Below are 22,203 nucleotides of genomic sequence, written 5' to 3' on the forward strand. Positions count from 1 at the left end.
AGCCCGTCGAATTTTGCGCATATGCACGGCAATTTCAGTGTGGGCTGGCGGAAATCCGTGAAACCGGGCTTCCGGCCTGCCGCTTTTCCGTATCGGCGGTTTCGCCGGCCGCTACCCAGCAGTGGACGTCACGGTGCCGGCGTATCCGTGCTTCGCGCGGCCGCCACTTCGTTCACCAGATCAGCCAGCGCGCTGTGCAGAAAGGGCCAGGGCTGGGCGTCATGATCCGGATCGTGGCTTCCCCATTCGGCGGCGATGGTGAGTTTCGCCAGCACCCCGACCAGGGAACGCGCCGGGATCGCCGCCGCCAGTTCCAGCACCGCCTCGGCCCGTTGGCTGGCGGCGGCCTCCTCCGCCTGGGCGGCGTTCAGGCCACTGGTGACGGCCTCCCGCTCCCAGCGCGCCAGCCTCGCCGCGAGGTCCTGCTTGAGGCGGTCGCGCAAGGGGTGGCTGACGAGGTCGGTGCCGAGCAATTGATCGATGGCGCGAGCGTCGGACACGTAGACCGGTTGCGAGGGCGGCGGGTCCAGCGGCACTTCGACGCGCGGCGGGCCGATGCTGGCCATGAGTTGGCGTTCCAGCCTCTGCGCCGCCCGACACGACCGGTTGACCGCGGCGGCAGCCCTCCGCCATTCCCGCCAGAGCGGCACCAGAGGCTCCGAACCGTCTGGATCCCTCGCCGCCGCGTTCAGCAGACGAGCCGCCGCCGCGAGGCAAGCGCGAAGGGTTGACGGCCGGACAGTGACCGGTGGCGTCGGAACGGGCATGGGAACCTCTTTGAGATCCAGCCAAAGGGAAAAATGCCGCTTGGGCCGCGTCATTCGCGCGGCGGCTGTGTCCGGCGCTTGCCGGCAGACTCAGGGTCACTTATCCCTCTACGTTAGAGCACGCACCGCTCCGCGTCAACCCAAATGGGATCCTTTTATCCCATATAGGATAAGATTGGAAAGCCGCACCGTGCCGACCGGCGAACAACTCCGAGCTGCGCGCTCCCTTCTCCGATGGGAGCGGAAGGATCTGGCCCTCGCGTCCAAGCTGTCCGAACCGACCATCAAGCGGCTGGAAGCGACCCGGGGCGCTGTGAACGCCCATCCGGTCACCATCGAGGCCTTGCTGCGCGCCTTCGATGCCGCCGGCGTGGAGTTGATCGAGGCGGTTGACGGCAAGGGGCCGGGCGTTCGCTTCAAAACCGATCAGCCTCCGGCGTGAGGCGAGTCCCCCGCCTCCAGGGCGGACACCGTCGCCTTCAGCAGATCGAAGAGACGATGGCGAACCGCAGGATGAGTCAGCCGATAATAGCATTTCACCAACTCCAGGGTTTCCCGGCGGTCGAACTCCGGGGGCGGAGGGGCCAGTTCCCCACCGTGTCCAGCACCGGGCAGGCCGTCGAAGAAGAAGCTGACCGGGACATCCAGGGCGTTCGCCAATTGCCAGAGCCGCGCGGCGGAGATGCTGGTGGCGCCGTTCTCGTATTTTTGAACTTGCTGAAAGGTCACACCGACCCGTTCGGCCAAGGCACTCTGGGACAGCCCGGCCAGGGTGCGGCGCAGTTTCACCCGCAGACCGATGTGGGCGTCGATGACGTCCAGACCGGCCGCCAGCTTGGCGCGGCTCCGGCCTCTGGCTCGGACAAGGGGTGCGGTGGTCACGGGCGTCGCCCTCCTCGTGTCGGATTTCCCAAGTGCATTTCCGCCGGCTGTCCCCGCGCGGAACGGGTGCGCGGCGCCTCGGCGCAACCGGTCACCGCACAATGTTACTCATAGTCTGTAGACTGATCGGCTGCAAGGTGGCTTTCTGCCGGGATGGACATTCGCAAGCGGATCGGCCTCAACGTTCAGCGGATCAGACGCGCGCGCGGCTGGTCGCAGGAGCAGTTTGCCTTCGAATCCGGGCTGCACCGGACCTACATCAGCGGCATCGAGCGCGGGGCGCGCAATCCGACCGTGACGGTGGTGAAGGACATGGCCGACGCCCTGGGCGTGACCCCGGCGGCGTTGCTGGAATACGAAACCGCCAGCGCGGAGACGGCGGAATAGCCGCTCCCTCCCGGCGGTGGTGGAGCGGTTATCCCAGGGACCGCCCGCCAAGCGGAACAACGCCTCAACCGGGCGCCGCATCCTCGGCCATCCGCGGGTCGAAAGCCCTCTCCCTCGCCGCCCGCCGGGCGATGAGCGCGGTCAGCGCCGCCTGAGCCTGGGCGCGTTCACGGCGGGTCAGGACGCTGCCGGCCAGTTCGGCGCGCAACTCTTGATCTCGCGGTCGATGGTGAGCATCGTTCCCTCCTCTGTTTGAAGACAGGAGGGTCCCCACGATGCCGGATCGGCCCGGGTCGAGGATCGCCGCAGGCGACCGGCTGACCAGCCGGCGGGCGGGGGAGCCGAAATGCGCAGCATTTTGGGGGGAACCGCTCGTCCTCGAGGCGGGCCGATCCGGCATGGTAGGCTGGGAGGTCTGAAGAGACAGACCAACGTTTGGGGACACGGGGAACGTCCCGGGATCGCGTCGCCTGGCTGTCCCGCCGGTTCGCGGCGCTCCGGATGGAGCGCCGCAGCCGATGAATGCGGACCTCAGCGGGACCAGATCAGGGCGTAACCGCCGTCGATCTCGACCAGGCTGGCGTAGATCGGGCCGGGGAAGCTCGGATCGTCCAGCTTGACGGAATGGTAGAGACGTCCGGTGTCCTTGGCGGCCTTTCGCCACCCGGCGCCGATCTCGATCGGCCCGCAAAGCACCCGCAGGTCGGGAGATTTCTCGTTGTCCTTCTCGACGGGAACGAAGCGGGCCTTGATGTTGAGGGTCAGCGTCTTGATGGTCCCGGCAAAGGAGCCATCGTCATTGCGGGTGAAGGTGCCGATCTGAGCCATTTTCGTCTCCATGTGCTGGATTCGGTCGCGACCATCGCGTCCTTGATGGCGATGAGAAGACGCCGGACGACCGGCCCGCACCCGAAGGGCCACAGCGCAGCGGAGGACGGCCAAGGGGCCGAGCTTCTTGCCGCGCGAGGAAGGCGCGCACAGGCGTCCGCCGAGCACGGCGGGGAAGAAGGTCGTCCCCGGATCGTTGCGGGATCGAGGTCGGGCTGCCACGGCAGCCGAACCCGGCGTCAGGGTCGCCAGCAGGAAAGGACGCGGTGGACGCGCCGGAGCACGGAACCCGGGAGACCATGCGAACGCACGGGTGCCGAAACCCGATGACGGTGAGAACGCGGTTTCCAGTGAACACCGCGATGGCCGACGCCAACGGTCCGGACCCGGACAGAAGGGCTGTGAACCGATCCTGCCCATGATGGCGGCATGCGGCGTTTCGTCGTGCCGGTGGAGAGTGGTGGCGTGACCCAGCAGCCGTGCCGGCTCATCCGAACACGTATCCGATGGTCGCAGGAAGCCCTCGCCGAGAAGGCAGCCTTGTCGGTGTCGGCGATGCGCCGCTTCGAACTGGCCGAGAGATCGTCGCACGGCTGCGTGCTGGGCAGCATCCGGCGCGCCTTCGAAGCGCCGGGCATTTTCCTGGGATGCACCCATCTGGGAACGAAGCGGCAGGGATCGAAGGCTGAAGGCCCGAGACTCCGCAGGAGGCTCGGTTCACGAGAGCCCGGCGCGCGGGTTTGCCCGCGCGGGCGCCATTCAACTTTTACCCATGTTTATGGCGGCAAAGCGCCAGAATCTGACATATCTGTACGGCCACTCACAGCCCGATTTGCAACCGTCTGACTCCCATATTCCCTTCAGCTCACCAACGCAGGCAAAAAAACTATCAGGGCTTGAATATGGGCGCCGGTATAGTAAGATTATCTTACCGGGTGTAAGGGAGGTGTCCATGACTCTCGATGAAGCCAGAGCGGCGATCGTCAAGACGCTGCAAAAAGTCCAAGACGTGAGCGGTTTGCCCTGCCCGGTGCTGACCGGTGTTGACGTGCCCCGGCGGGTCCTTGAAAAGTTCGACAGTACGGTGTGGCCGGTCGCTACATCATGGATTGCCAAGGAGCTTGGGGTGAAAATCGATAATAACGTGCATGTGTTTGGCGGAAAAAATGGAGGACCACTTCTGACAATCAACCAGTCAGCGAATCTCATTTGCGCGCATGTCGCAGCTCAGACTTTTGCGATGGCAGCGGAATGAGTACCGAGGCCGAACATCGCCAACTCATTGCCCAGCGTATTCGCGAAGCACGCACACTTGCGGGCTTGAGCCAGGGCCAAGTTGCTAAAATGATGGGCATGCACCGCCCTTCGATCAGCGAGATCGAAGCGGGCAATCGTCGCGTAACTGCCGATGAACTCGCGCGATTAGCCGACATCTTCGACGTGGGCACAGCATATTTGCTAGGTAAAACGCCCGATAAGTTAGCGGTGGACGATCCCAAGTTGCAACTCGCCGCACGCGAACTCGCCAAGTTGTCACCTGACGCTCTCGATGGTCTACTTCGTGCGCTTGCAGCGATGCGTACTGAAACTGATGACGAAACCAAGGGCTGAGCAATGAACCGGCGCATGCTCATCCTAGACGGTGCCCAAGCCGCATCTGACACGCGCGATAGGCTCGACCTTGATCTCATTACGCCAATCGACGTCTATGCGGTGGCCGAGGCGATGGGCATCCGCATCCGCTTCCTGCCAGTGAGCATGGAGGGTTTTTATCGTAAAGGCGTTCCACCATGCATCATGCTATCAGCGTTCCGCCCCCTCGCCCGTAAGGCGTTCACCTGTGCCCATGAGATTGGGCATCACTGGTTCGGCCATGGTTCGACGATTGACGAGCTCAAGGGCGACGATCGGCAAGACTCGGAAATCCCGGAAGAGGTACTCGCCAACGCCTTCGCCGCCTTTATGTTAATGCCCACGATCGGCGTGCGCCGTGCCTTCAACAGCAGGGGATGGTCGCCGGCAACGGTCAATCCACTGCAAGTCCTGACGATCGCAAGTGAGTTCGGTGTCGGATACGATACACTGCTCACACACTTATCGATGACACTCAACGACATGCCGCGCAACGTTCGAGCCGAACTAGGCAAATGGACGCCGCAGCGCATCCGTAAGCGCATACTAGGTGATGATGACGCCGAAGGCCTCGTCATCCTCGACGACCGGCAGCGCTCAGCTGGGGTTGATCTCGAGGAGGGCTATGCGCTGGCGGTCCCAGCCAATGCCACGGTCTCCGGCCATGTCCTCACCCCTCGGCAGTCGATTGAAGGATTTGACGTCTATAATGCGGTCGGTCGCGGCCGAGCGACTATTACCACGTCTTGCTGGCAGATCGAGGCGCGGGTAGCCCCCGCAAGCTTCATTGGTCCTGCCAAATATCGCTTCCTGGAGGATCCAGATGAGTAAAATCGCCGAGCCCGAATCCATCGTCGCCGCCAACCTGTCGCTCGGCTGGGCAAGCGTGCTCGACCGCCTCGCGCGTCCCGGCGTTGAGGCAATCTCACCCTTAACCTTATCGATTACCGGGTTCAACGATCAGGGCGTTGCCGCCGAGGTGCCAGAGATTCGCGCCGCAGTCGATACACTGCTTGCTGCTAAGGGTAAGCGCGACGTCGAAAACGTCGCCTGGACAATCTTCCCTCAGCGCTATTGGCAGATGGCCGAGGGCAACCGCGCGGAATTCTTCAAAATATTCCTCGAGGCATTCCCGCGTATTCGGGATTATAACTCACAGAATAACAAGCGCGGCTCCTACTTTCAGCGCATGATTGACTTCGAGGGCAGCGGGGCTGGCTTCAATCAATTGCATGGGTTCTCGACGAATATGATCGCAACCCAAGCGGGCGCCGCTCGAAATGGCAGGCGACGACGTTCGATCCCTATCGCGACATGCTGACGACCGCCCAGCTCGAATTTCCCTGCCTGCAGCAGGTGAGTTTCACCTTCTCCGGCGACGACGGGCTGATCGTGAATGCCTTTTATGCGACCCAGCAGATCGTTCACAAAGGATACGGTAACTATCTGGGTCTCGGACGTCTCGGCGCCTTTATGGCGTCGCAAATGAAACGCCGTCTGGAACGGCTCAACATATTCGTTGGCATAGCCAAGATGGACAAAATCGGCAAGACCGACGGCGATTTTGCTACTATGCTCACTACCGTCCGCGCTGAGTTGGAGGCTGCCCAAAAGCTGCCGCAAGCCACCTGATATGAATAACAACGCTTTTCCCAAGATTTTCCGCGGTTCAAATCGGTTCGTTGACCTTCAGCCGACCGAAGTATTTGACAGCTACTGGCGTTTCGCGACCGAACGGCAGGCAATCTTCTTTCGTCGGCTAGAGGGACAACTCTCCCCATGGACCAACGATTCCATCCTCGCACGCCACCGCTTCACCAATGCGTATCGCGCTGCCGACCGCGTCAGCCAGCACCTCATTCGCGAGGTAATTTACGGCGACGGACGGAGCGCTGCACCGCATGAGCAACTTTTCCGTGTTCTCCTGTTTAGGCTTTTCAATAGAATCGAGACGTGGCAGCTCCTTGAGTCGCAACTGGGACCGCTCAGTTGGGAGACGTTCGAGTATCACGCCTATGACAAGGTGCTCACCTCGGCGATGCGTCAGGGTGGCAAGCTCTATTCGGCGGCCTATATTATCCCGCCGGTTAAATGGCCCGAAGGTGGAGGAGTTAAGCATCGAGGCCACCTTCACCTCGTCCAGACTGCTTTAAACGGTAATCTCCCCGATAGGATCAACTCGGCGACCTCGCTTGCACAAGTGTTCGCGCTGCTCAAGAAACTGCCTTCGCTCGGCAATTTCCTAGCGTTCCAGCTTGCGATCGATCTCAATTATGCAACGCTCATTGACTTTGCCGAGGACAGCTTCGTCGTGGCAGGGCCAGGCGCGCGTGACGGTATTGCTAAATGTTTCGTCAATGCCGCCGACTATCTCGCGGAAGATATCATCGAGTTCATGCACGATCGCCAGGAGCAGGAGTTCGCTCGCCTCGGTCTTGACTTTCAGACCCTGTGGGGACGACGGCTTCAGCTGATCGACTGCCAGAACCTGTTCTGCGAGATCAGCAAATATGCCCGCGTTGCCCATCCAGAAATTATAGGCGTCTCTGGCCGCACACGGATCAAACAAATCTTCAAGCCCTCCACATCTCCGCACACCGTATGGTTTCCACCGAAATGGGGCCTTAACGATCGGCTTCCGGCCCAGCCGGGGGGCGCCGAGCAACTTCTCTAAAGGGGCGTCGCATGCACTTCTCCGACTATCAGCATCAGGCGCTGGAAAACCGATCGCACCAGCTTAGGCGGCGCCGAGACGGCGCAGTTGATCCCGCTGCTAGGCCTCGCGGGTGAGGCGGGACAGCTCCTGTCCGAATATAAGAAATGGTTGCGCGACGGGCCGTCGCACGTCCGCTTCGTCGATCGCGTGCGCGAGGAGCTAGGCGATATCCTTTGGTATACCGCCAATGTCGCCAGCAAGTATGGTCTTGATCTTGATGACATAGCCACTGCTAACCTTGCCAAGACCCGCGGGCGGTTCGGTGAGGACGTTGGGGTTGTGCTTGGCTCCTGCGACAAGGAGGGAGAAAGCTTCCCGGAGTGCTTCTCCCTGACCTTCAAACAACAGGCCGACGGCGATCGTGTGATTGTCCGCACGCTCTTTAATGGCGAGCAGGTTGGCGCTGAGCTTACCGACAACGCACATAACGACGACGGTTATCGTTTTCACGACATTTTCCACGCTGGTTTCGTTGCGGTCCTCGGTTGGTCGCCCGTACTCCGCAAGCTACTTGGCCGCAAGCGCCGCAGTGTCGCGAAATTGGACGAGGTTGAGGATGGTGGCCGCGCGGCTGTGATCGAGGAAGGGATCGCGGCATTGATCTTCGACTATGGGCGCAACCACAATTTCCTCGACGGCGCGCGGGGAGTGGATGAGACGCTACTCAAGATGGTGCGCGGCATGAGTGCGCATCTCGAGGTGGCCGAACAGCCTGATGCGCTTTGGCAGAGTGCAATCGTCCAGAGCTTCGCTGCTTGGCGGCAGATTGTTGCCGCACAGGGCGGAATGGTCGAGATCGACCGAAGCGCCAGGACTCTTCGCTATGTCGAGGCTGTTCCGAACGCGAGTGCTACCGCCGCCGCGCTTTGAGCTCCGTGCGTCAAGCTGATCTGCCAGTTCGTAATACCGCGCGCTACCGCTGCAGCGAGCGCTCCCCCCGTCACTTCAGCGCGCGGCGGCGACACACCGTCTGAGATGATTTCCACATCAGTAAGAGCAATGCCATCTTGAAGGCCGCCGATCGTTTTAAGCACAGCCTCCTTGGCGGCGAAGCGCCCCGCAAGCCGGGCAAGGCAATCCGCATCGGCACCAACTATTGCCTGCTCGCGTGTAGTGAAACATCGCGCAAGCACGTCAGGATCAAAATCACCGTAGAGCAGACGAAAACGATCCATCTCGACCAAGTCGAGACCTACCGCTAATACGTTCATATCTGCTTGAGCCTTGCTGTGTGCCCGTTAGCGCGCTGCACTACGCTTAAGCTCGGGATCTTGGATGCTGTTCAGCGTCCGACGACGCTCATCGGCAAGCCTCTTTGCATCCGAGACGACATCCGACATTGCCTCGCGGTGCTTAGCGACAGCGCGCGAGATTGCCTCCGTGTCGGTCGTATGTCCAACCGCGTCGGATTTTTTAAAGGTGGCGCTCTTCCAAGCCATGGCCATCCTCCAGTTCGGACAATTCTTGTATTATCAGATTGAAGAACTCTTTCACAGAACTTTCGATTTCGGTGACCGCATCCTCAAGCCGCGGATCGATTGGCAGCTTGGCATCGCCGCCGATATGAACCGCGAAGCGTGCGTGATCGTCTCTATCCAATATAGGAATGCATAATTGCCATGCAAGCTTTGGCCAGCGAAGCTTGCGCCGTAGCCGATTGGCGTCACCCGGAAGATCAAGCTCGGGCGGAAACGGCGCAAGCTCGAAGCGAGATTCCCGTGCGGCCCATGCGGCGCCGAGCACAGAACCTACGATTGGCACCAACATGCCTTCATCGGGATCAGCCTCATAGCCGGAGGAGAAGCGCAGGCGCAGCGAATGGTGATAATCGTGGTCGGGGACGGCGATAGCGACGCGTACGCGCTTTGCATCAATATGGAGTGCCGATTCGACGATATCCTCGGTTAGTCCGCGCGTCACTTCACAGGCATTGCGGTAGAGTTCGGGTCGTCGGAACAGTCGTTTGTCGAGCCGCACTGATGCAGCTGCCTCGCCATCACGCACTTCCTGGCGAGCTTGTTCCAATGTCAAATCGAACTGGAGCAGGTTTAGGCGGCTCTCCAGCACCAGCTGCTCGGCTTGACCGGACACGCGCAGATTGAGCTCGCCAGATCCGAACAGCGCGGTGCGGACCGCCGAGGGCAGCCAGTTGAAACGTCGAATGAATGGAGCGTTCGAAGTGTCCGCGATCTCGACTGCAATGGTGAGCGCTTGGGGATCGAGTTCGCGTTCCTCATCGAACGGCCAAGCCGGAAGATTAGAGACAATTCCCCCATCAACGAAGGTCGATTTGTCGATTCGCCATGGCGCGAAGATTAAAGGTAGGCAAATCGAGGCTGCTACTGCATCGGCAACTGCCACCTCTGGCGTACGCTCTGGCGAGAAGAGTTGAAGGCGGCGTCGGCTTAGATTAGCGCTCACGATCTTGAGCGTCGGTCGGCCATCCCGGGCGAAGTCGCCCAAGGTGACGATTCGATCTGGCTCGGCAGGAAACATTTTACGTTGAAGCAGCTTTCCCAGAGCCGAGCGAAATTGTTCCACACTCGCGAGTCCGCCGATCAGAAAACGGAATCCCAGCAGACCAAACAAGCCGATGATGATGGTTGCGATGACGGCCGTGGTAATCATCGGCCAGGATCGTGTGGTACCTACCCAAATCAACCAGATTGGTAGCGCCAGCCCGATTACGCCCGCCAAAATCTTTAATATCTGGAAATGGCCCGCCGCCCAGCGGAATAGGCGGACACGGAGCCATCCGCCACCAAAGATATCAGTGGCGCGTTTTATGCTGGGATCGATTTCGTTGAGCTTGTCGATGACCGACGGACCGCCATCAGGGTCGATCAACTCACGGGAGGAAAAGCCAGCGGCCTTGAGTGCCGCGACAATGGCACCTGCCGATGTCCCCGCCAACCCGCAAAATTCGACATCGCGATCCTCCAGGGCTCGGAGCGCGCCGACATGGATCAGGCCCTTTGCTCCGCCTCCGGCAAGCGCTATGAAGACACGGTGCGGCGCGGGGGTTTTAGCCAAATGCGCCACCGAGTTGCGGACATCTAACCCAGGCGACTGTCTATTGTCCGTCCACTCTTCATCGATTTTTGAATGTGGAGTTCCCATAAGCCTTTGCCGTCCTGCGCGAGATACGTGATAGTTTTTCTGAGTGTATAATCGAACCACTGCACCCAGCAATGCTTCAGCAACCTCAAATCATCTGTACAATGGTATGCTGATATCAGTATGCTTCCCTGAGCGATATCGGCTTTCTTACTTAGGAAGCCGGAACTACGCCTCGCTGTCACCAAAACGCCAAACCGGAACGCCGAGCCGCTTGGCCTTGTCGGCAAGGTTCGCGGCGATGCCCGAGCCCGGAAAGGCGATGATCCCGACCGGCAGCGCCTCCAGCAGGCGGTCGTTGCGCTTGAAGGGGGCGGCCTTGGCGTGGCGCGCCCAATCCGGCTTGAACAGCACCTGCACCACCTTGCGGTGCTCGGCCCAGCAGGCGGCGATGCGCTCGGCCCCCTTCGGGCTGCCGCCGTGCAGCAGCACCATGTCCGGTGCTTGGCGTGGACCTTGTCGAGCACCGCCCAGATCCGGTGATGGTCGTTGCACTCCGCCCCACCGGTGAAGCCGATCCGCACCCCGGGGGGCAGCAGCGGCTCGGTCTCGGCCCGCCGCTTGGCGGCGAGGAAGTCCCGGCTGTCGATCAGCGTCGCCGTCAGGGTGCGGTGGCTGACCAGCGATCCGGCGCGCGGCCGCCAGCTTGAGCCGGTGTGGAGCTCGAACAGGCCGGCGGCGTGGTCGCGGAAGACTTCCATGGCGGTGCGGCGCTCGATCAGCGTCAGCCCCTCGGCCAGCAGCCGCTCCAGCTCGACTGAGCGGATTTCCGAACCGTCCTGTTCGCGCTGGCTGCGCTTCTGGGCGTCCTCGTTGTCGTCGAGCTCGCGCCGCACCCGGTCGGTGGCGCGGTGGAACAGGTTGACGGTCGACCACAGCAGGTCGGCCAGATCGGGTTCCAGGCGGGTCTCGTTCAGCGTCGAGACCAGGGCATCGAAGATGTCGGCCAGGGCGGCGCGGATGGCGGTCTCGTCGGGCAACGGCCGGGGGTCGGGATCGTCCTGAAAGGGCCGGTGCCCGTAGAGCTGGAGTTCGGTCAGGGCGTGGTCGGTGGGGGAGGAGGCGTGACCGGGCTCGAACTCGGCGCTGTCGCGGTCGGTGGTCATGGCGGGTCGTCCTTCGGCGGGGGATCGGCCGCGCCCATCGCGGCCTTCGTGGCGATCCCTGCGCGGCGGGCTGGGCGGGTCCGCACCCTTGGGCCGCAGCGCGAGCGGAGGATGGCGGCGGGCGGCTTTCTTGTTTCGCGAGGAAGGCCGGCTTGGCCGGCCGGGGAAGAAAGTGGACCGCCGCCGTTGCGGACCTGCCCCGCTTGCCGCCCGATCGCCCGCTGGAAGGCCGTGGCCGCGGCCTTTTCCCGGCAGGAACGATTTCCCGCCGTTACCCGCCGACGGCATCGGCGGTGCCGTCCATCCTCCCGCCGCTTTCACCGGTCCCATCGATCCCTGGGAGCCAGAAGCGCGTGCCGTCCTCCGGGGCGAGCTGCGTCCGCAGATGCGCCCGCAACGCCGCCACCCCGCAGGCCCGCAGATCGTCGTTGAAATCCCCGAACAGCGGCGTGAGGATCCGCGCCTCGATGCCGGTGGCCTCGGCGCGGCGTTCCAGCCGTTCCGCCGCTCCGCGTCCGGCGGCGTCGTTGTCCCGGGCGATGTAGAGGCGCCGGAGCGGCGGCGGGAACCGCAAGGCGGCGAGATGCCCGGCCGACAGGGCGGCGACCATGGGCAAGGACGGCAGGGCGGTCCGCAGCGCCAGCATGGTTTCGATGCCTTCCCCCGCCGCCAGGACATCGTGAGCCACACCGAAGCGGACGCCGTTGCCGAGCAGATGCCCCAATGCCCGGCGCGGCGCGGTCATCGCCGCCTTGCCCTGGCCGGCCGGATCGAGCCAGGTGCGCTGCACGCCGGTGATCCGGCCTTCCCGGTCGGTGACGGCGGCGACCAGCGCCGGCCCTTGGGCAAGCCGATCCGCGTCGATCCGGTACCAGCAGCGGGGGTGAAAACGCAGGAAACCGGCGTTGCGGATTTCCGGAATTCCACGGTTGCGCAGATACGCCTCGGCCAATGTGCCGGCGATCGGCCGGGAGCGGGCGAACAGTCGACGGGCGGCCTCTGGCGATCCAACCGGAGAACGCGGCTCCCACCGCCTTGGGGCTTCCACGATCCGCGGCAGACTGAGAAAGGAGCGGGCTTCCTCGAGCGCGTCGCCCAGCCGGTCGAAACCCTGATTCAACCCGATGAGATCGAGGAGGTCGCCATGGTCGCCGGTGGCGCCGTCGGCCCATCGCCCGGCACCAGTCCCGTGCAGGCGGACATAGAGGCTGCGCCCCGGCGTGTTGTGAACGTCGCCGATTCGCCAGTAATGCCCCTCCCGCCGCCCCTGCGACAGGTAATGGCGGCACACCGCCTCGGCCTCCCGCGCGAGGCGCTGCGCCATCTCCGATACCCTGGACATGACATCCGCCGCTCAAGCAACCGTCCGATCGACGACGCGCAGCAGGGGGTGCCGGGCCAGCAGCGCCGCGAACACCGCCGGCCCACGCTCGCCCACCGGCACGAACAGCCGCAGGCTCCAGGCGATGATCTCCGTCATCAGCCCCAGCGCCTTCAGCCGCTCGACCATGCCTTCCGTGAAACCGAACAGCTCGATCCGGTGGGTGCCCATCACCGTGACCCGCCGCAGGCGAAGCCCGTCGGTCAGATGCAGCGCCATCCGCTCTCCCAGCAGCAGGGTCCAGGCCTCCTCCACCGACGGCAGCGGAGCGGCCGCGCCGGCGTCGATGCCGAAGTTCCGCTCGACGTCGGCCAGGGCCTCCGACGCCACCACCCGGCCGATGATCCGCTCGCCCTCGTCGGTCTGCAGCCGGACGACGCGCAGGTTCGTGTCGGGCAGGCGCCGCCAGACCGGCAGCAGCAGGCCGGTCACGACGTGCAGCGTGCTGGTGGAGAAGGGCGGCACGGCGGCGACCTCCGCCTGCCAGGCGGCGGTGAAGGGCTCCGGCTCGGCCGGACGCCACTGGCTCTGGGCCAGTTCGGCCAGCGTCACGGTCACGCGCTCCATCGGCCGCAGCAGGCGGACCCGGCGCTCCAGCGTGCCGTCGTCCAGCATCAGGCTGGCGGCTGGGACCTGCACCGCCGCCCGGCCCGAGCGGGCGTTGACCAGAAGGCGCGCCGACGGGCCAGCGCCCCGTTCCAGCGCCTCCTCCACGCTGAGCGGCTGATTGCGGTCGCGCCGCGCCAGGGTGAACAGCCGGGTCTCCGCCCCGGTTGCCGGATGGGCGTAGAGCGTGCGCCGCGCCGTCACCGTGAAGCGGTCGGCCACCAGCGTCTCGACACCGCGGTCGTAGGTGCCGGACGCGATGGCGCCTTCGATCTTCGCGGTCAGCAGTTGCTCGAACACGCCGAACAGCGTGTTCTGCAAGCCGATGGTCAAGGCCAGCAGCCGGTTGAGAAAAACGGTGATCGGCGGCAGCTCATCCCGCAAACCGCCGTCGCGGTCGCAGAGCGCCAGCCCGGTCGCCGCCTCGAAGTCGCCCAGCGTGCAGCCCTCGACCTTGCCGGCGTGCAGCAGACCGTAGAGCTGGCGCAGGGCCGCCCGGGCGTAGACGGATTCCAGATTGTCGTCGGCGCGGAACAGCCCCTGCCCGCCGGTCTGGCGCTGACCGCGGGTGATGGCGCCCAGCGTGTCGAGCCGGCGGGCGATGGTGGAGAGGAAGCGCTTCTCGCCCCGGACATCGGTGGCAATCGGACGGAACAGCGGCGGCTGCGCCTGGTTGGTCCGGTTGGTGCGCCCCAGCCCCTGGATGGCGGCGTCGGCCTTCCAGCCGGCCTCCAGCAGGTAATGCACCCGCAGCCGCTGGTTCCGGGCGCCGAGATCGGCGTGGTAGCTGCGCCCGGTGCCGCCGGCGTCGGAGAAGACCAGGATGCGCTTGTCGTCGTCGAGGAAGGCCTGGGTCTCGGCGAGGTTGGCCGAGCCGGGCCGGTTCTCCACCGCCAGCCGTTCCAGCCCGCCGGGATCGATTTTGCGCACGATGCGCCGCGAGCGGCCAGTGACCTCGGCCACCATGTCAGTACCGAAACGCTGGATGATCTGGTCCAGCGCCCCGGGCACCGGTTCCAGCGACGCCAGCCGCTCGATCATGCGGTCGCGCCGCTCGACCGCCTCCCGGCACAGCACCGGCTGGCCGTCCCGCCACACCGGCCGGGACGACAGGTTCCATCGCTGTCGGTGAAAGGTTCATGCAGTTGGATCGGAAAGGAGTGGGCCAGATAGTCCAGGACATACTCGCGCGGCGTGATGTCGACTTGGATGTCGCTCCACTCCTCGGTCGGGATGTCGGCCAGCCGGCGTTCCATCAGCGCCTCGCCGGTGGAGACGATCTGCACCACCACGGCGTGGCCGGCGGCGAGATCCCTGTCGATCGCGCGCAGCAGGGTCGGTGCCTTCATCGCGGTGATCAGATGGTTGAAGAAGCGCTGTTTGGCGCTCTCGAAAGCGGAACGGGCGGCGGCTTTGGCCGGGCCGTTCAGGGTGCCGGAGGCGCCGGTGACGTTGCTGGCCTCCAGCGCCGCGTCGAGGTTGGCGTGGATGACCTGGAAGGCGGCGGCGTAGGCATCGTAGATGTGGACCTGGCCCGGCGTCAGCCGGTGCTCGACCATCTCGTAGGCGACGCCCTCGAACGACAGCGAACGGGCGGTGTAAAGGCCGAGTGCCTTGAGGTCGCGAGCCAACACCTCCATGGCGGAGACCCCGCCGGCCTCGATGGCCTGGACGAACTCGGCACGGTTGGCGAAGGGAAAATCCTCGCCGCCCCACAGCCCGAGGCGCTGGGTGTAGGCGAGGTTGTGCACGGTGGTGGCGCCGGTGGCGGAGACGTACAGCACGCGGGCGTCCGGCAGGGCATGCTGAAGCCGCAGGCCAGCGCGGCCCTGCTGGGATGGGGTGCCAGTGCCGCCCTCGCGGCCGAAGCCGGCGCTGCCGCCGGCGTTGCGCAGGGCGTGGGACTCGTCGAAGACGATGACGCCGTCGAAGTCCCGGCCGAGCCAGTCGACGATCTGCTGGACGCGGGACACGGCACCCTCGCGGCCATCGCCGCGCAGGGTCGCGTAGGTGGTGAAGAGAATGCCGTGCTCCAACTGGATCGGGGCACCGGGCCGAAAGCGGGAGAGCGGCGTCACCAGAAGACGTTCCTGGCCGAGCGCCGCCCAGTCACGCTGGGCGTCCTCGATCAGGGTGTCGGACTTCGAGACCCAGAGCGCGCGCTGGCGGCCTTTCAGCCAGTTGTCGAGCAGGATTCCGGCGACCTGCCGGCCCTTGCCGGCTCCGGTGCCGTCGCCCAGGAACCAGCCGCGGCGGAAAGCGCACCGCCCCCTCGGCGTCCTCCGGGGCGGCCGAGACGACGTCGAAGCTCTCGTCCACCGTCCAGCGGCCGGCGAGATGACCGGCGTGTGCCTCTCCGACGAGGATGACGCTTTCAAGTTGGGCGTCGGAGAGGATGCCATCGGCAATCAGCGCGGCGGGAAGATGAGGCCGGTAGCGGGGCTTGGGTGGCGCGACCGAGGCCATGGCGGCGGACTGCACGAGCGGCGTCGGGTGCGGCCGGGCGCCGGGGAGGAGGATGGATTGCAGCCGGTAGGGCTCGTAGAGCGCGGCAGTCAGCCGTGAATCAGCTTCCAGTGCCCAATCCCGCGTCTCGTAGACCAGTTCAGCAGCCGGATCGGGAGCGGACGGCGCAGGCGTGGGAACCACGGCCCGGCGCACCGGCCGCACGGCCCCCGCACGCGCCACCACCGATATCGGAACCGCGCCGGACAACGCGGCGGGGCGACGCGGCGGAACGTCACGCTGGATCCAGCCCAGCAAGGTGGCGACATCCGGCGCCGTCCCCGGCGAGGCCGGGACGATCGTCGGGTCGTCGGCCGGCACGCGGTCGATGACGGTCAGCCGGGTGTCGACGGTCGTGCCGTGGCGGGCATAGACCCGGCCGTCGATGGCGGCGGAGAACAGGACACGCCCACGCTCCTGCAAGCGGACGAAGGCATTGCGCCACGCCGGATGATCAGGCGCCAGCCCGGCGCCGGTGACGGCGACGAGGCGCCCGCCCTCGGCCAGCCGCGCCAGGGCTGAGCCGATATGCCGGAGCGCGGTATCGGCAACCCGGCCATCGACGGCGGCCAGAGCCGAGAAGGGCGGGTTCATCAGCACCACGGTCGGCCGGACGGTCGGGTCGAGATGGTCGTGGATGTTGGCGGCATCGAAGCGGCTTACCGGCACGCCCGGGGAACAGCCGCTCCAGCAGGCCGGCCCGGTTCTCGGCAAGCTCGTTGAGGATGAGACTCGCTCCCGCCAGTTCGGCGAAGACGGCGAGCAGGCCGGTGCCGGCCGATGGTTCCAGCACGCGGTCGTCCGGCGTCAACGCCGCCGCGGCGGCCACCACGCCGGCCAGCGGCAGCGGCGTCGAGAACTGCTGCCGGGCCTGGCTTTCCTCGGAGCGCCGGGTCTGCGAGGGCAACAGCGCCGCCACCCGCTCCAGCATGGCCAGGAACACCGCGGGAGTCTTGGCACGGGCGCGCATGGCCGGACCGAAGCGGCGCAAGAACAGAATCTGCGCCGCCTCGCCGGCGTCATAGGCCAGCTTCCAGTTCCAGGTGCCCTCGGCGTCGGAACCGCCGAACGCCGCGGTCATCGCCGCGCGCAGCGTGCCGGCATCGACGGCGCGGCCGTGTTCGAGGTCGGGCAGCAGCCGTTCGGCGGCAGCGAGCAAAGCCGCCGCGCTGTCCACCGGGAGCGGAGGACGGATGTCGGCGGTGTCGGTTCGAAAGTCGGCGGTCTGGGTCATGGCGGCAGGTCCGGGAGAGCGGGGGAAACCGGGGGCCGGGGGATGCTCTCTCGATCCGCTCCGGCTCAACCCCGCCCCGCCGCCCTCGTCCTCTACCCGTCGCCAGGATCGAAGGGCGGGTCGTAAAGCGCGTAGGGGTTGTCATCGGCAAGCTGCCCAAAGGGCGTGAGCACGACCTCGCCACTGCGACGAGCGACGGCACAGAGAATGAAGCGGGTCTCGCCGGTGCGGGCGTCGGTGCCCTCCACCAGCGCCAGATCGCCGGCCGCCGCGGCACGCAACAGCGTCGCGAAATTCGTCTTGATAAAGTCGGGGATCGGCATGGGGGTTCTCCCAAAAGAAAGAAGCCCGGCGCGGCGGCCGGGCTCGACAAGGAAACAGATGGCGAACAGGGATCAGGAGCCGACGAGACGGCGTTCCGCCGCGCGGATGGCGGCCAGTGCCGCCCGGAATCGCGCGGCGCCGTGCTCCTGGCCGAGATCGCGGTTCGCCGCCACCGCCCGGCAGGCGGCGTGGATGTCGGCGTCGCTCACCATCTCCGGCGCCAGCCGGGTCAGGGTTTCGTCGGTGTCGATCACGGCCTTGACCTCGGCGCGAACTTCATGCTCCGCGAGACACAGCAGTCTGTGCTCCTGCCCCACCGTGCCGTCCGCCAGCCACGTCTCCAGGATGTCGTTGGTCGAGATGCCGCGGATGATGTCGGCGGTGATCAGCACCGCCATGCCGCCGAAGCCGTCCGGCCGCATGGCGGTGCAGGTGAACGCGGTGACCGCCGTGACATAGGGGAGGGAGGGCGAACGGCGCACAATGTCTTGCAAAACCAAGGTCCAGGACAAGCCGCTGAGATCGAACGCCACCACCCCATCGGTGACGCCGGCGTCGGGCAAGCGCTCGGACAGGAAGGGCACCAACCGGCCGGGGACTGAGGCGGATGCCGCCAGGGCGGTCCTCACCTCCCCAATGGAAACGGCAATGGTCTCGCGCGGGCCGAGCGCGGCGTGGAGCAACAGCCGGCCCCCGGTTTCCTCGATGTCGAAGATGCGGGTGAGGACCAGATGTTCCAACGGCGTCAGGTCGGCGAATGGAATCGGCTGTTGAACGATGGTGGGATCGTGGAATTCTGCCATGGTGGCCTCCACAAAGGGCGAGGACGAACGTGGAGCGGCCGAAGCCGCTCCACGCGTTCGCAATCACGCGGCCACCGCTTCGGTCGGGACCGGAGCCTCACCGTCGCCGGTCAGGAAAGCCGGCAGAACCTCGTTGTCGCCCCCCGCACCGGCATCCTCCTCCATCGACGCGTCCGTCGGCGGACGCAGCGGTTCCGGCAGCCAGCCGCTGCCAGCGAGCAGCCGCTCGGCCTCCTTGGCCATGTCGGGTTTTCGCAGATGGTCGATCAGCTGCGCCGCCTCCGGACCACGGGCGTCGCGCACCGCCTCGAGGATGCGCGCCTTGGGCACCCGGCCGAGATAGGCATCGACCGTCGGCACCCAGCCGGCCGCCACCATGTCGAGACCGACCGCCTGGGCCAGGGCATCGGCGTGGACGAAACGCTGCGGGTTGCGGTTCCACGGCTCATGGACGGCGTTGACGCCGAAGGAGACGCAGTGGGCGAACAAGGCCGCCCGGCTGTCGCCGTCGAACGCCGACAGCGTGGCCCACAGCTCGGCGGCGTCCTGCGGCAACTGTCCACTCCAGGAGCGTTGACGGGCGTCGATCGCCTTGGCCGAGGCGCTGGCGGCCAGATCGGGCGGCTGCACGCCGAAGCCGGCGCTCTTCAGCTCCAGGTCCAGGCAGGACCCGCCGCCGCGCTGGTAAAAGCTCCGCAGGCACAGAGCGTGCAGCGCCGCCAGGAAGGCGATGTCGGGATCGCCGGCCACCGCATCGCGCAGGGCCAAGGTGCGATGCACGCTCAGCTCGGTCAGCAGTCGGTCGGGCAGCGGCCGCAGCCCCTCGTCGTCATCCGGCACCTCCGGCCCCACGACCGACACGGGTGCCGGTGCCGAAACCTGGGCGTTTCCGGTGATGATTGCCGGCTGAGCGGCGACCGCCCCGCCCGCACCAGCCGCCGATGGGGCAGCCACCTGCCCATCGCTGCCGGGCACGGCCACCGGCTCGACCGGCGCCTCGTCCTCCGGCCGCACATAGCCACGATCAACCTGAAGCCGTCCCTCGGCATCGACGCTGACGAAGACGCCAGCCCGCGCCACCTCCGCCGTCTCGTAGACCGCCGGTCGGTCCTCCAGCGCCCGCAACGCGACGTCGATCTCGACGAGCCGCTGCGACGCCGTCTCCAGCGCCTCCACATCGGCCGGATCGGCGCTCTCCAGCCGCTCATACTCGGCGTGCAGCGCGTCGTAGGTCGCCTGCTCCGCCTCGCTCAACGGAACCGGCTCGCCTCTCAGGCGACGCAGCCCCCGGCTGTGGCCGTAGGGAAAGGCCAAGGCCACCTCGACCCATTTCCAGCCCTCGGCGCGAACGGTGGCGGCCTCGGCCTCCAGTTTCTCGGCCACCAGCCGGTCGAGCAGCGCCGGGTCCTGCAGCCAGCCGCCATCGTCGTGCAGGAACAGGTCGCGCATCACCGTCCCGCCGGCCGCCTCGTAGGCGTCCAAACCGACGAACAGCGCCCGCTTGTCCGAAGCCCGCACCGCACCCTCGGTCAGCAGACGGCGGATTTGATGGGGCTCGCGGCTGTAGGCCTTCGACAGCGCCTCCCACACCTGCTCCTGCCGCGCTTGGTCATCGGTGACGGTGAAGGCCATCAATTGCTCCAACGTCATCTTGTTGTCGGCGTAGGCGTCGAGCAGCGGAGCCGCGACGGCGGCCAGCTTCAGCCGCTGCTTCACCACGCCGGTGCCGACGAAGAAGCGGGCGGCGATCTCCTCCTCGCCGAGCCCGGCCTCCCGCAGTGTCTGGAAGGCGCGGAACTGGTCGAGCGGGTGCAGCGGTTCCCGTTGCAGGTTCTCGGCCAGCGAATCCTCCTCGGCAAGGCCGCCGGTCCGCACGACGCAAGGCACCGGCTGGGTTTTGGTCATGCGCTTCTGCTTCACCAGCAGCTCCAGCGCCCGGAAGCGGCGCCCGCCGACCGGCACCTCGAAGACCCCGGTCTCGGCACCCTCGGCATCGAGCACCGGGCGGACGGCGAGGCTGTGCAGCAGGGTGCGCCGGGCGATATCCTCGGCAAGCTCTTCGATCGAGACGCCGGCCTTGACCTTGCGGACGTTGGCCTGGGACAGCACCAGCTTGTTGAAGGGGATGTCGCGCGAGGCGTTCAGGACGATCTTGGCGGTGGCCATGGCGGTAAACTCCGCGACGGGCGGCCGGGAGCCTCTCTCCCGATCTCCTCACCCGTACACCTCGATTCCACCATCCTCTTCCTCTCCCCTGGCCACTGGCCGAGCCTCACCAAGGGTCCGACACGATGCCCGCTGTCCGAACGGTTCCTTGCCGTGATCAGCGGCAGCGCGCATGATCCTGGCGGGATGACAGGGGAAAGGATCGCCAATGTTCGTGGTCGATGAGGCGATGACGGAGGCGGTGCAGCGGGCATTCGAGGAGCGAGGCGAATGGCCCGCCGTGGCGGAGCTCCGGCGCCACATGCCGATGGCCGACAACGCCAACGCCCTGCGGACGGTGCGGACCATCGCCTCCTGGCGCCGGTGTCCGGATCCCGCCCGGCAAGCGCCAACAGCGTAAGAGGGACACGGCCGAACCGGACGGTCTCTTCCGCATCCCTCGGAACGAAGCCAAAGGCCCTTTCCTCAGGCGACCGCCTGCCCGTCGCCCTCGACATCCGCCGGCATGAGGCCCAGCAGGTAATCGGCGGCCTTGGAAGCGGCGCTGGCGGCGCGGAGGATGGCGTGATCGTCGGCCCGCAATACGTCCAACCAGCTGCCAATGTAATCGGCATGGCGGACGGTGGGCACGATGCCGAGCGCCGCGCAGAGATAGGCCGAAGCGATTTCGGCCACCAACTCCTCGAGGGCATACTTTCGGGAACCGAAGGATCCGGAAAGGTCGCGGTTCAATCGTGACGGATGCCCCGTTGCGTGGGCTCCTTCGTGGAGTGCCGTGCGGTGCCAATTCACGGGCTCAAAGAAGGCCTGCGGAGGCGGCACCTGAACATAGTCGTGCTGGGGGCTGTAGAAAGCTCGGGCGCCGCCGATACGAAAATCGATGCCGCTGGCCCGGATCAGCGTCTCGGCGCGCGGCAGGATCAACCCCTCCGGGATCGGCGGTGGTGCGACGGCGATGCCGTCGGGCAGGCCGTCGCACTGATTGCAGTTGAAGACCGTGAAGCGCTTGAGAAAATGGATCGCCTGGGCCTCGTCGCCGTCCTCCCTCGCCCGCTGACGCTCGCGGTCGGGAATGAAGCGGTCGGCGTAGACGATTGTGGTGCCGCGCTCGCCCTTGCGGACATTGCCGCCCAAGGCAAGGGCTTGGCGGTAGGTGAGCCAGCTCTGGGCGGAGAAGCCGCGGGTGACGACGGCGTCCCAGAGAATCAGAATGTTGACGCCGGCATAGGTTCGCCCGGACGTGGCGTTTCGGGGCAGACCAAGCGGGGCGGCCGTGTTCGGCGTTCCCCACGGCTGCACCCAGGGCAGCCGGCCGGCCTCCAACTCGGCGATGATTTGGGCGGTGATCTCGGCGTACAGGCTGGTCCGGTCGGCACCCGACCGGGTGGTTCGGGAGGCATGAGGCATCGTCGGTCTCCGCGACGGGCGGCCGGGAGCCTGTCCCCCGACCCTCCAAACCCGTCACGACAATCGGCACAGCCCTCTTTCTCTGTAAGCGGTGTTTTCAGGCCACGGTGTGTTCTGCCTGCTGGGCATAGCTCCAGGGCAGCAGTTCATCGAGCCTGGTGATCGGATGCCCGCTGGCGAGTTTGGTCAGGACATCGGCGAACCAGGCCTGCGGATCGACACCGCTGAGCTTGCAGGTTTCCACCAGCGACGCGATGGTCGCCCAGTGTTCGCCGCCGCCGTCGCTGCCGGCGAACAGAGCATTCTTGCGCGTGAGGGCGATGATGCGTTCATTATGCCCCT

22 protein-coding genes and 3 pseudogenes are annotated in these 22,203 nt (G+C 65.7%); 11 read left to right on the top strand and 14 right to left on the bottom strand.

The genetic code is table 11. The features are described 5' to 3' along the window. Positions 1-128: 128 nt before the first annotated feature. Positions 129-566 (bottom strand): hypothetical protein, encoded by a 438-nt coding sequence (locus tag F1643_RS06500; RefSeq protein ID WP_194911986.1) that lies wholly within the window; start codon positions 564-566, stop codon positions 129-131. 376 nt (positions 567-942) lie between these two features. Here F1643_RS06500 and F1643_RS22415 point away from each other — a divergent pair, with 376 nt between their 5' ends. Beyond that, positions 943-1,209 carry a helix-turn-helix transcriptional regulator gene (locus F1643_RS22415; protein WP_255542469.1) on the top strand — a complete coding sequence of 89 codons (267 nt, stop codon included), beginning with the start codon at positions 943-945 and terminating at the stop codon, positions 1,207-1,209. Here the strand turns inward: F1643_RS22415 and F1643_RS06510 are convergent. Further along, positions 1,194-1,649, bottom strand: a complete 456-nt coding sequence (locus F1643_RS06510; RefSeq protein ID WP_194911992.1) for a helix-turn-helix domain-containing protein — start codon at positions 1,647-1,649, stop codon at positions 1,194-1,196. The genes F1643_RS22415 and F1643_RS06510 overlap by 16 nt on opposite strands. 153 nt (positions 1,650-1,802) lie before the next feature. Here F1643_RS06510 and F1643_RS06515 point away from each other — a divergent pair, with 153 nt between their 5' ends. Next, on the top strand, positions 1,803-2,036 hold the full coding sequence (locus tag F1643_RS06515) for a helix-turn-helix domain-containing protein (protein WP_014188684.1): 234 nt from the start codon (positions 1,803-1,805) through the stop codon (positions 2,034-2,036). A gap of 64 nt (positions 2,037-2,100) precedes the next feature. Here F1643_RS06515 and F1643_RS06520 read toward each other — a convergent pair whose 3' ends face one another. Further along, entirely contained in the window at positions 2,101-2,244 is a 144-nt protein-coding gene (locus F1643_RS06520) for a hypothetical protein (RefSeq protein WP_194912156.1), read from the bottom strand. Positions 2,245-2,567: 323 nt separating this feature from the next. Then, positions 2,568-2,864 carry a DUF736 domain-containing protein gene (locus F1643_RS06525; RefSeq protein WP_194911993.1) on the bottom strand — a complete coding sequence of 99 codons (297 nt, stop codon included), beginning with the start codon at positions 2,862-2,864 and terminating at the stop codon, positions 2,568-2,570. Positions 2,865-3,293: 429 nt separating this feature from the next. Between F1643_RS06525 and F1643_RS06530 the strand changes: the two genes are divergently transcribed. From F1643_RS06530 to F1643_RS06565, 8 genes are all read left to right on the top strand, one after another. Beyond that, positions 3,294-3,710, top strand: a complete 417-nt coding sequence (locus F1643_RS06530) for a helix-turn-helix domain-containing protein (RefSeq protein ID WP_194911994.1) — start codon at positions 3,294-3,296, stop codon at positions 3,708-3,710. Between the two features lie 106 nt (positions 3,711-3,816). Next, positions 3,817-4,119, top strand: coding sequence for a hypothetical protein (locus tag F1643_RS06535; protein ID WP_194911995.1), 303 nt, complete (start codon positions 3,817-3,819; stop codon positions 4,117-4,119). Next, positions 4,116-4,475, top strand: a complete 360-nt coding sequence (locus tag F1643_RS06540; protein ID WP_194912015.1) for a helix-turn-helix domain-containing protein — start codon at positions 4,116-4,118, stop codon at positions 4,473-4,475. The genes F1643_RS06535 and F1643_RS06540 overlap by 4 nt, the downstream gene beginning before the upstream one ends. Before the next feature lie 15 nt (positions 4,476-4,490). Beyond that, positions 4,491-5,327 carry an ImmA/IrrE family metallo-endopeptidase gene (locus F1643_RS06545; RefSeq protein WP_194912017.1) on the top strand — a complete coding sequence of 279 codons (837 nt, stop codon included), beginning with the start codon at positions 4,491-4,493 and terminating at the stop codon, positions 5,325-5,327. Continuing rightward, positions 5,320-5,817, top strand: a complete 498-nt coding sequence (locus F1643_RS06550) for a hypothetical protein (protein ID WP_194912019.1) — start codon at positions 5,320-5,322, stop codon at positions 5,815-5,817. The genes F1643_RS06545 and F1643_RS06550 overlap by 8 nt, the downstream gene beginning before the upstream one ends. Further along, positions 5,811-6,128 (top strand): hypothetical protein, encoded by a 318-nt coding sequence (locus F1643_RS06555; RefSeq protein ID WP_194912022.1) that lies wholly within the window; start codon positions 5,811-5,813, stop codon positions 6,126-6,128. Before F1643_RS06550 ends, F1643_RS06555 begins: the two co-directional genes overlap by 7 nt. A 1-nt stretch (position 6,129) precedes the next feature. After that, positions 6,130-7,170 carry a nucleotide kinase domain-containing protein gene (locus tag F1643_RS06560; protein WP_194912024.1) on the top strand — a complete coding sequence of 347 codons (1,041 nt, stop codon included), beginning with the start codon at positions 6,130-6,132 and terminating at the stop codon, positions 7,168-7,170. An 87-nt stretch (positions 7,171-7,257) separates the two neighbouring features. Further along, positions 7,258-8,082 carry a nucleoside triphosphate pyrophosphohydrolase family protein gene (locus F1643_RS06565; protein WP_206692372.1) on the top strand — a complete coding sequence of 275 codons (825 nt, stop codon included), beginning with the start codon at positions 7,258-7,260 and terminating at the stop codon, positions 8,080-8,082. On the opposite strand, the gene F1643_RS24515 is transcribed toward F1643_RS06565, so the two are convergent. From F1643_RS24515 to F1643_RS06605, 8 genes and pseudogenes are all read right to left on the bottom strand, one after another. Further along, on the bottom strand, positions 8,034-8,423 hold the full coding sequence (locus F1643_RS24515) for a 4'-phosphopantetheinyl transferase superfamily protein (RefSeq protein WP_194912034.1): 390 nt from the start codon (positions 8,421-8,423) through the stop codon (positions 8,034-8,036). The genes F1643_RS06565 and F1643_RS24515 overlap by 49 nt on opposite strands. A 202-nt stretch (positions 8,424-8,625) precedes the next feature. Further along, positions 8,626-10,332, bottom strand: coding sequence for a patatin-like phospholipase family protein (locus F1643_RS06575; protein ID WP_194912045.1), 1,707 nt, complete (start codon positions 10,330-10,332; stop codon positions 8,626-8,628). Positions 10,333-10,497: 165 nt separating this feature from the next. Next, positions 10,498-11,765, bottom strand: a pseudogene (locus F1643_RS06580) (SLOG family protein). Then, on the bottom strand, positions 11,707-12,777 hold the full coding sequence (locus tag F1643_RS06585; RefSeq protein ID WP_194912048.1) for a toprim domain-containing protein: 1,071 nt from the start codon (positions 12,775-12,777) through the stop codon (positions 11,707-11,709). The pseudogene F1643_RS06580 and the gene F1643_RS06585 overlap by 59 nt, the downstream one beginning before the upstream one ends. A 12-nt stretch (positions 12,778-12,789) precedes the next feature. Next, positions 12,790-17,161: pseudogene (locus F1643_RS06590) on the bottom strand (strawberry notch-like NTP hydrolase domain-containing protein). Positions 17,162-17,253: 92 nt separating this feature from the next. Then, complete coding sequence (locus F1643_RS06595) at positions 17,254-17,484, bottom strand: DUF6117 family protein (RefSeq protein ID WP_194912050.1); 231 nt, start codon at positions 17,482-17,484, stop codon at positions 17,254-17,256. Between the two features lie 72 nt (positions 17,485-17,556). Then, positions 17,557-18,288: a hypothetical protein gene (locus F1643_RS06600; protein ID WP_194912051.1), complete on the bottom strand. Its 732-nt coding sequence runs from the start codon at positions 18,286-18,288 to the stop codon at positions 17,557-17,559. 63 nt (positions 18,289-18,351) lie between these two features. Then, positions 18,352-20,454, bottom strand: a complete 2,103-nt coding sequence (locus tag F1643_RS06605) for a ParB/RepB/Spo0J family partition protein (protein ID WP_194912054.1) — start codon at positions 20,452-20,454, stop codon at positions 18,352-18,354. A gap of 208 nt (positions 20,455-20,662) precedes the next feature. On the opposite strand from F1643_RS06605, the gene F1643_RS06610 reads away from it, so the two are divergent. Then, positions 20,663-20,854: a hypothetical protein gene (locus tag F1643_RS06610; protein WP_194912056.1), complete on the top strand. Its 192-nt coding sequence runs from the start codon at positions 20,663-20,665 to the stop codon at positions 20,852-20,854. Positions 20,855-20,919: 65 nt separating this feature from the next. Here the strand turns inward: F1643_RS06610 and F1643_RS06615 are convergent, their stop codons facing one another. Both F1643_RS06615 and F1643_RS06620 read right to left on the bottom strand, forming a co-directional pair. After that, complete coding sequence (locus F1643_RS06615) at positions 20,920-21,861, bottom strand: ArdC family protein (RefSeq protein ID WP_194912059.1); 942 nt, start codon at positions 21,859-21,861, stop codon at positions 20,920-20,922. A gap of 97 nt (positions 21,862-21,958) precedes the next feature. Next, positions 21,959-22,189: pseudogene (locus tag F1643_RS06620) on the bottom strand (transposase domain-containing protein); the annotation flags it as partial. Positions 22,190-22,203 lie beyond the last annotated feature (14 nt).

The sequence above is a fragment of the Azospirillum sp. INR13 genome, assembly GCF_015390205.1.
In the GTDB taxonomy this organism is placed as follows: domain Bacteria; phylum Pseudomonadota; class Alphaproteobacteria; order Azospirillales; family Azospirillaceae; genus Azospirillum.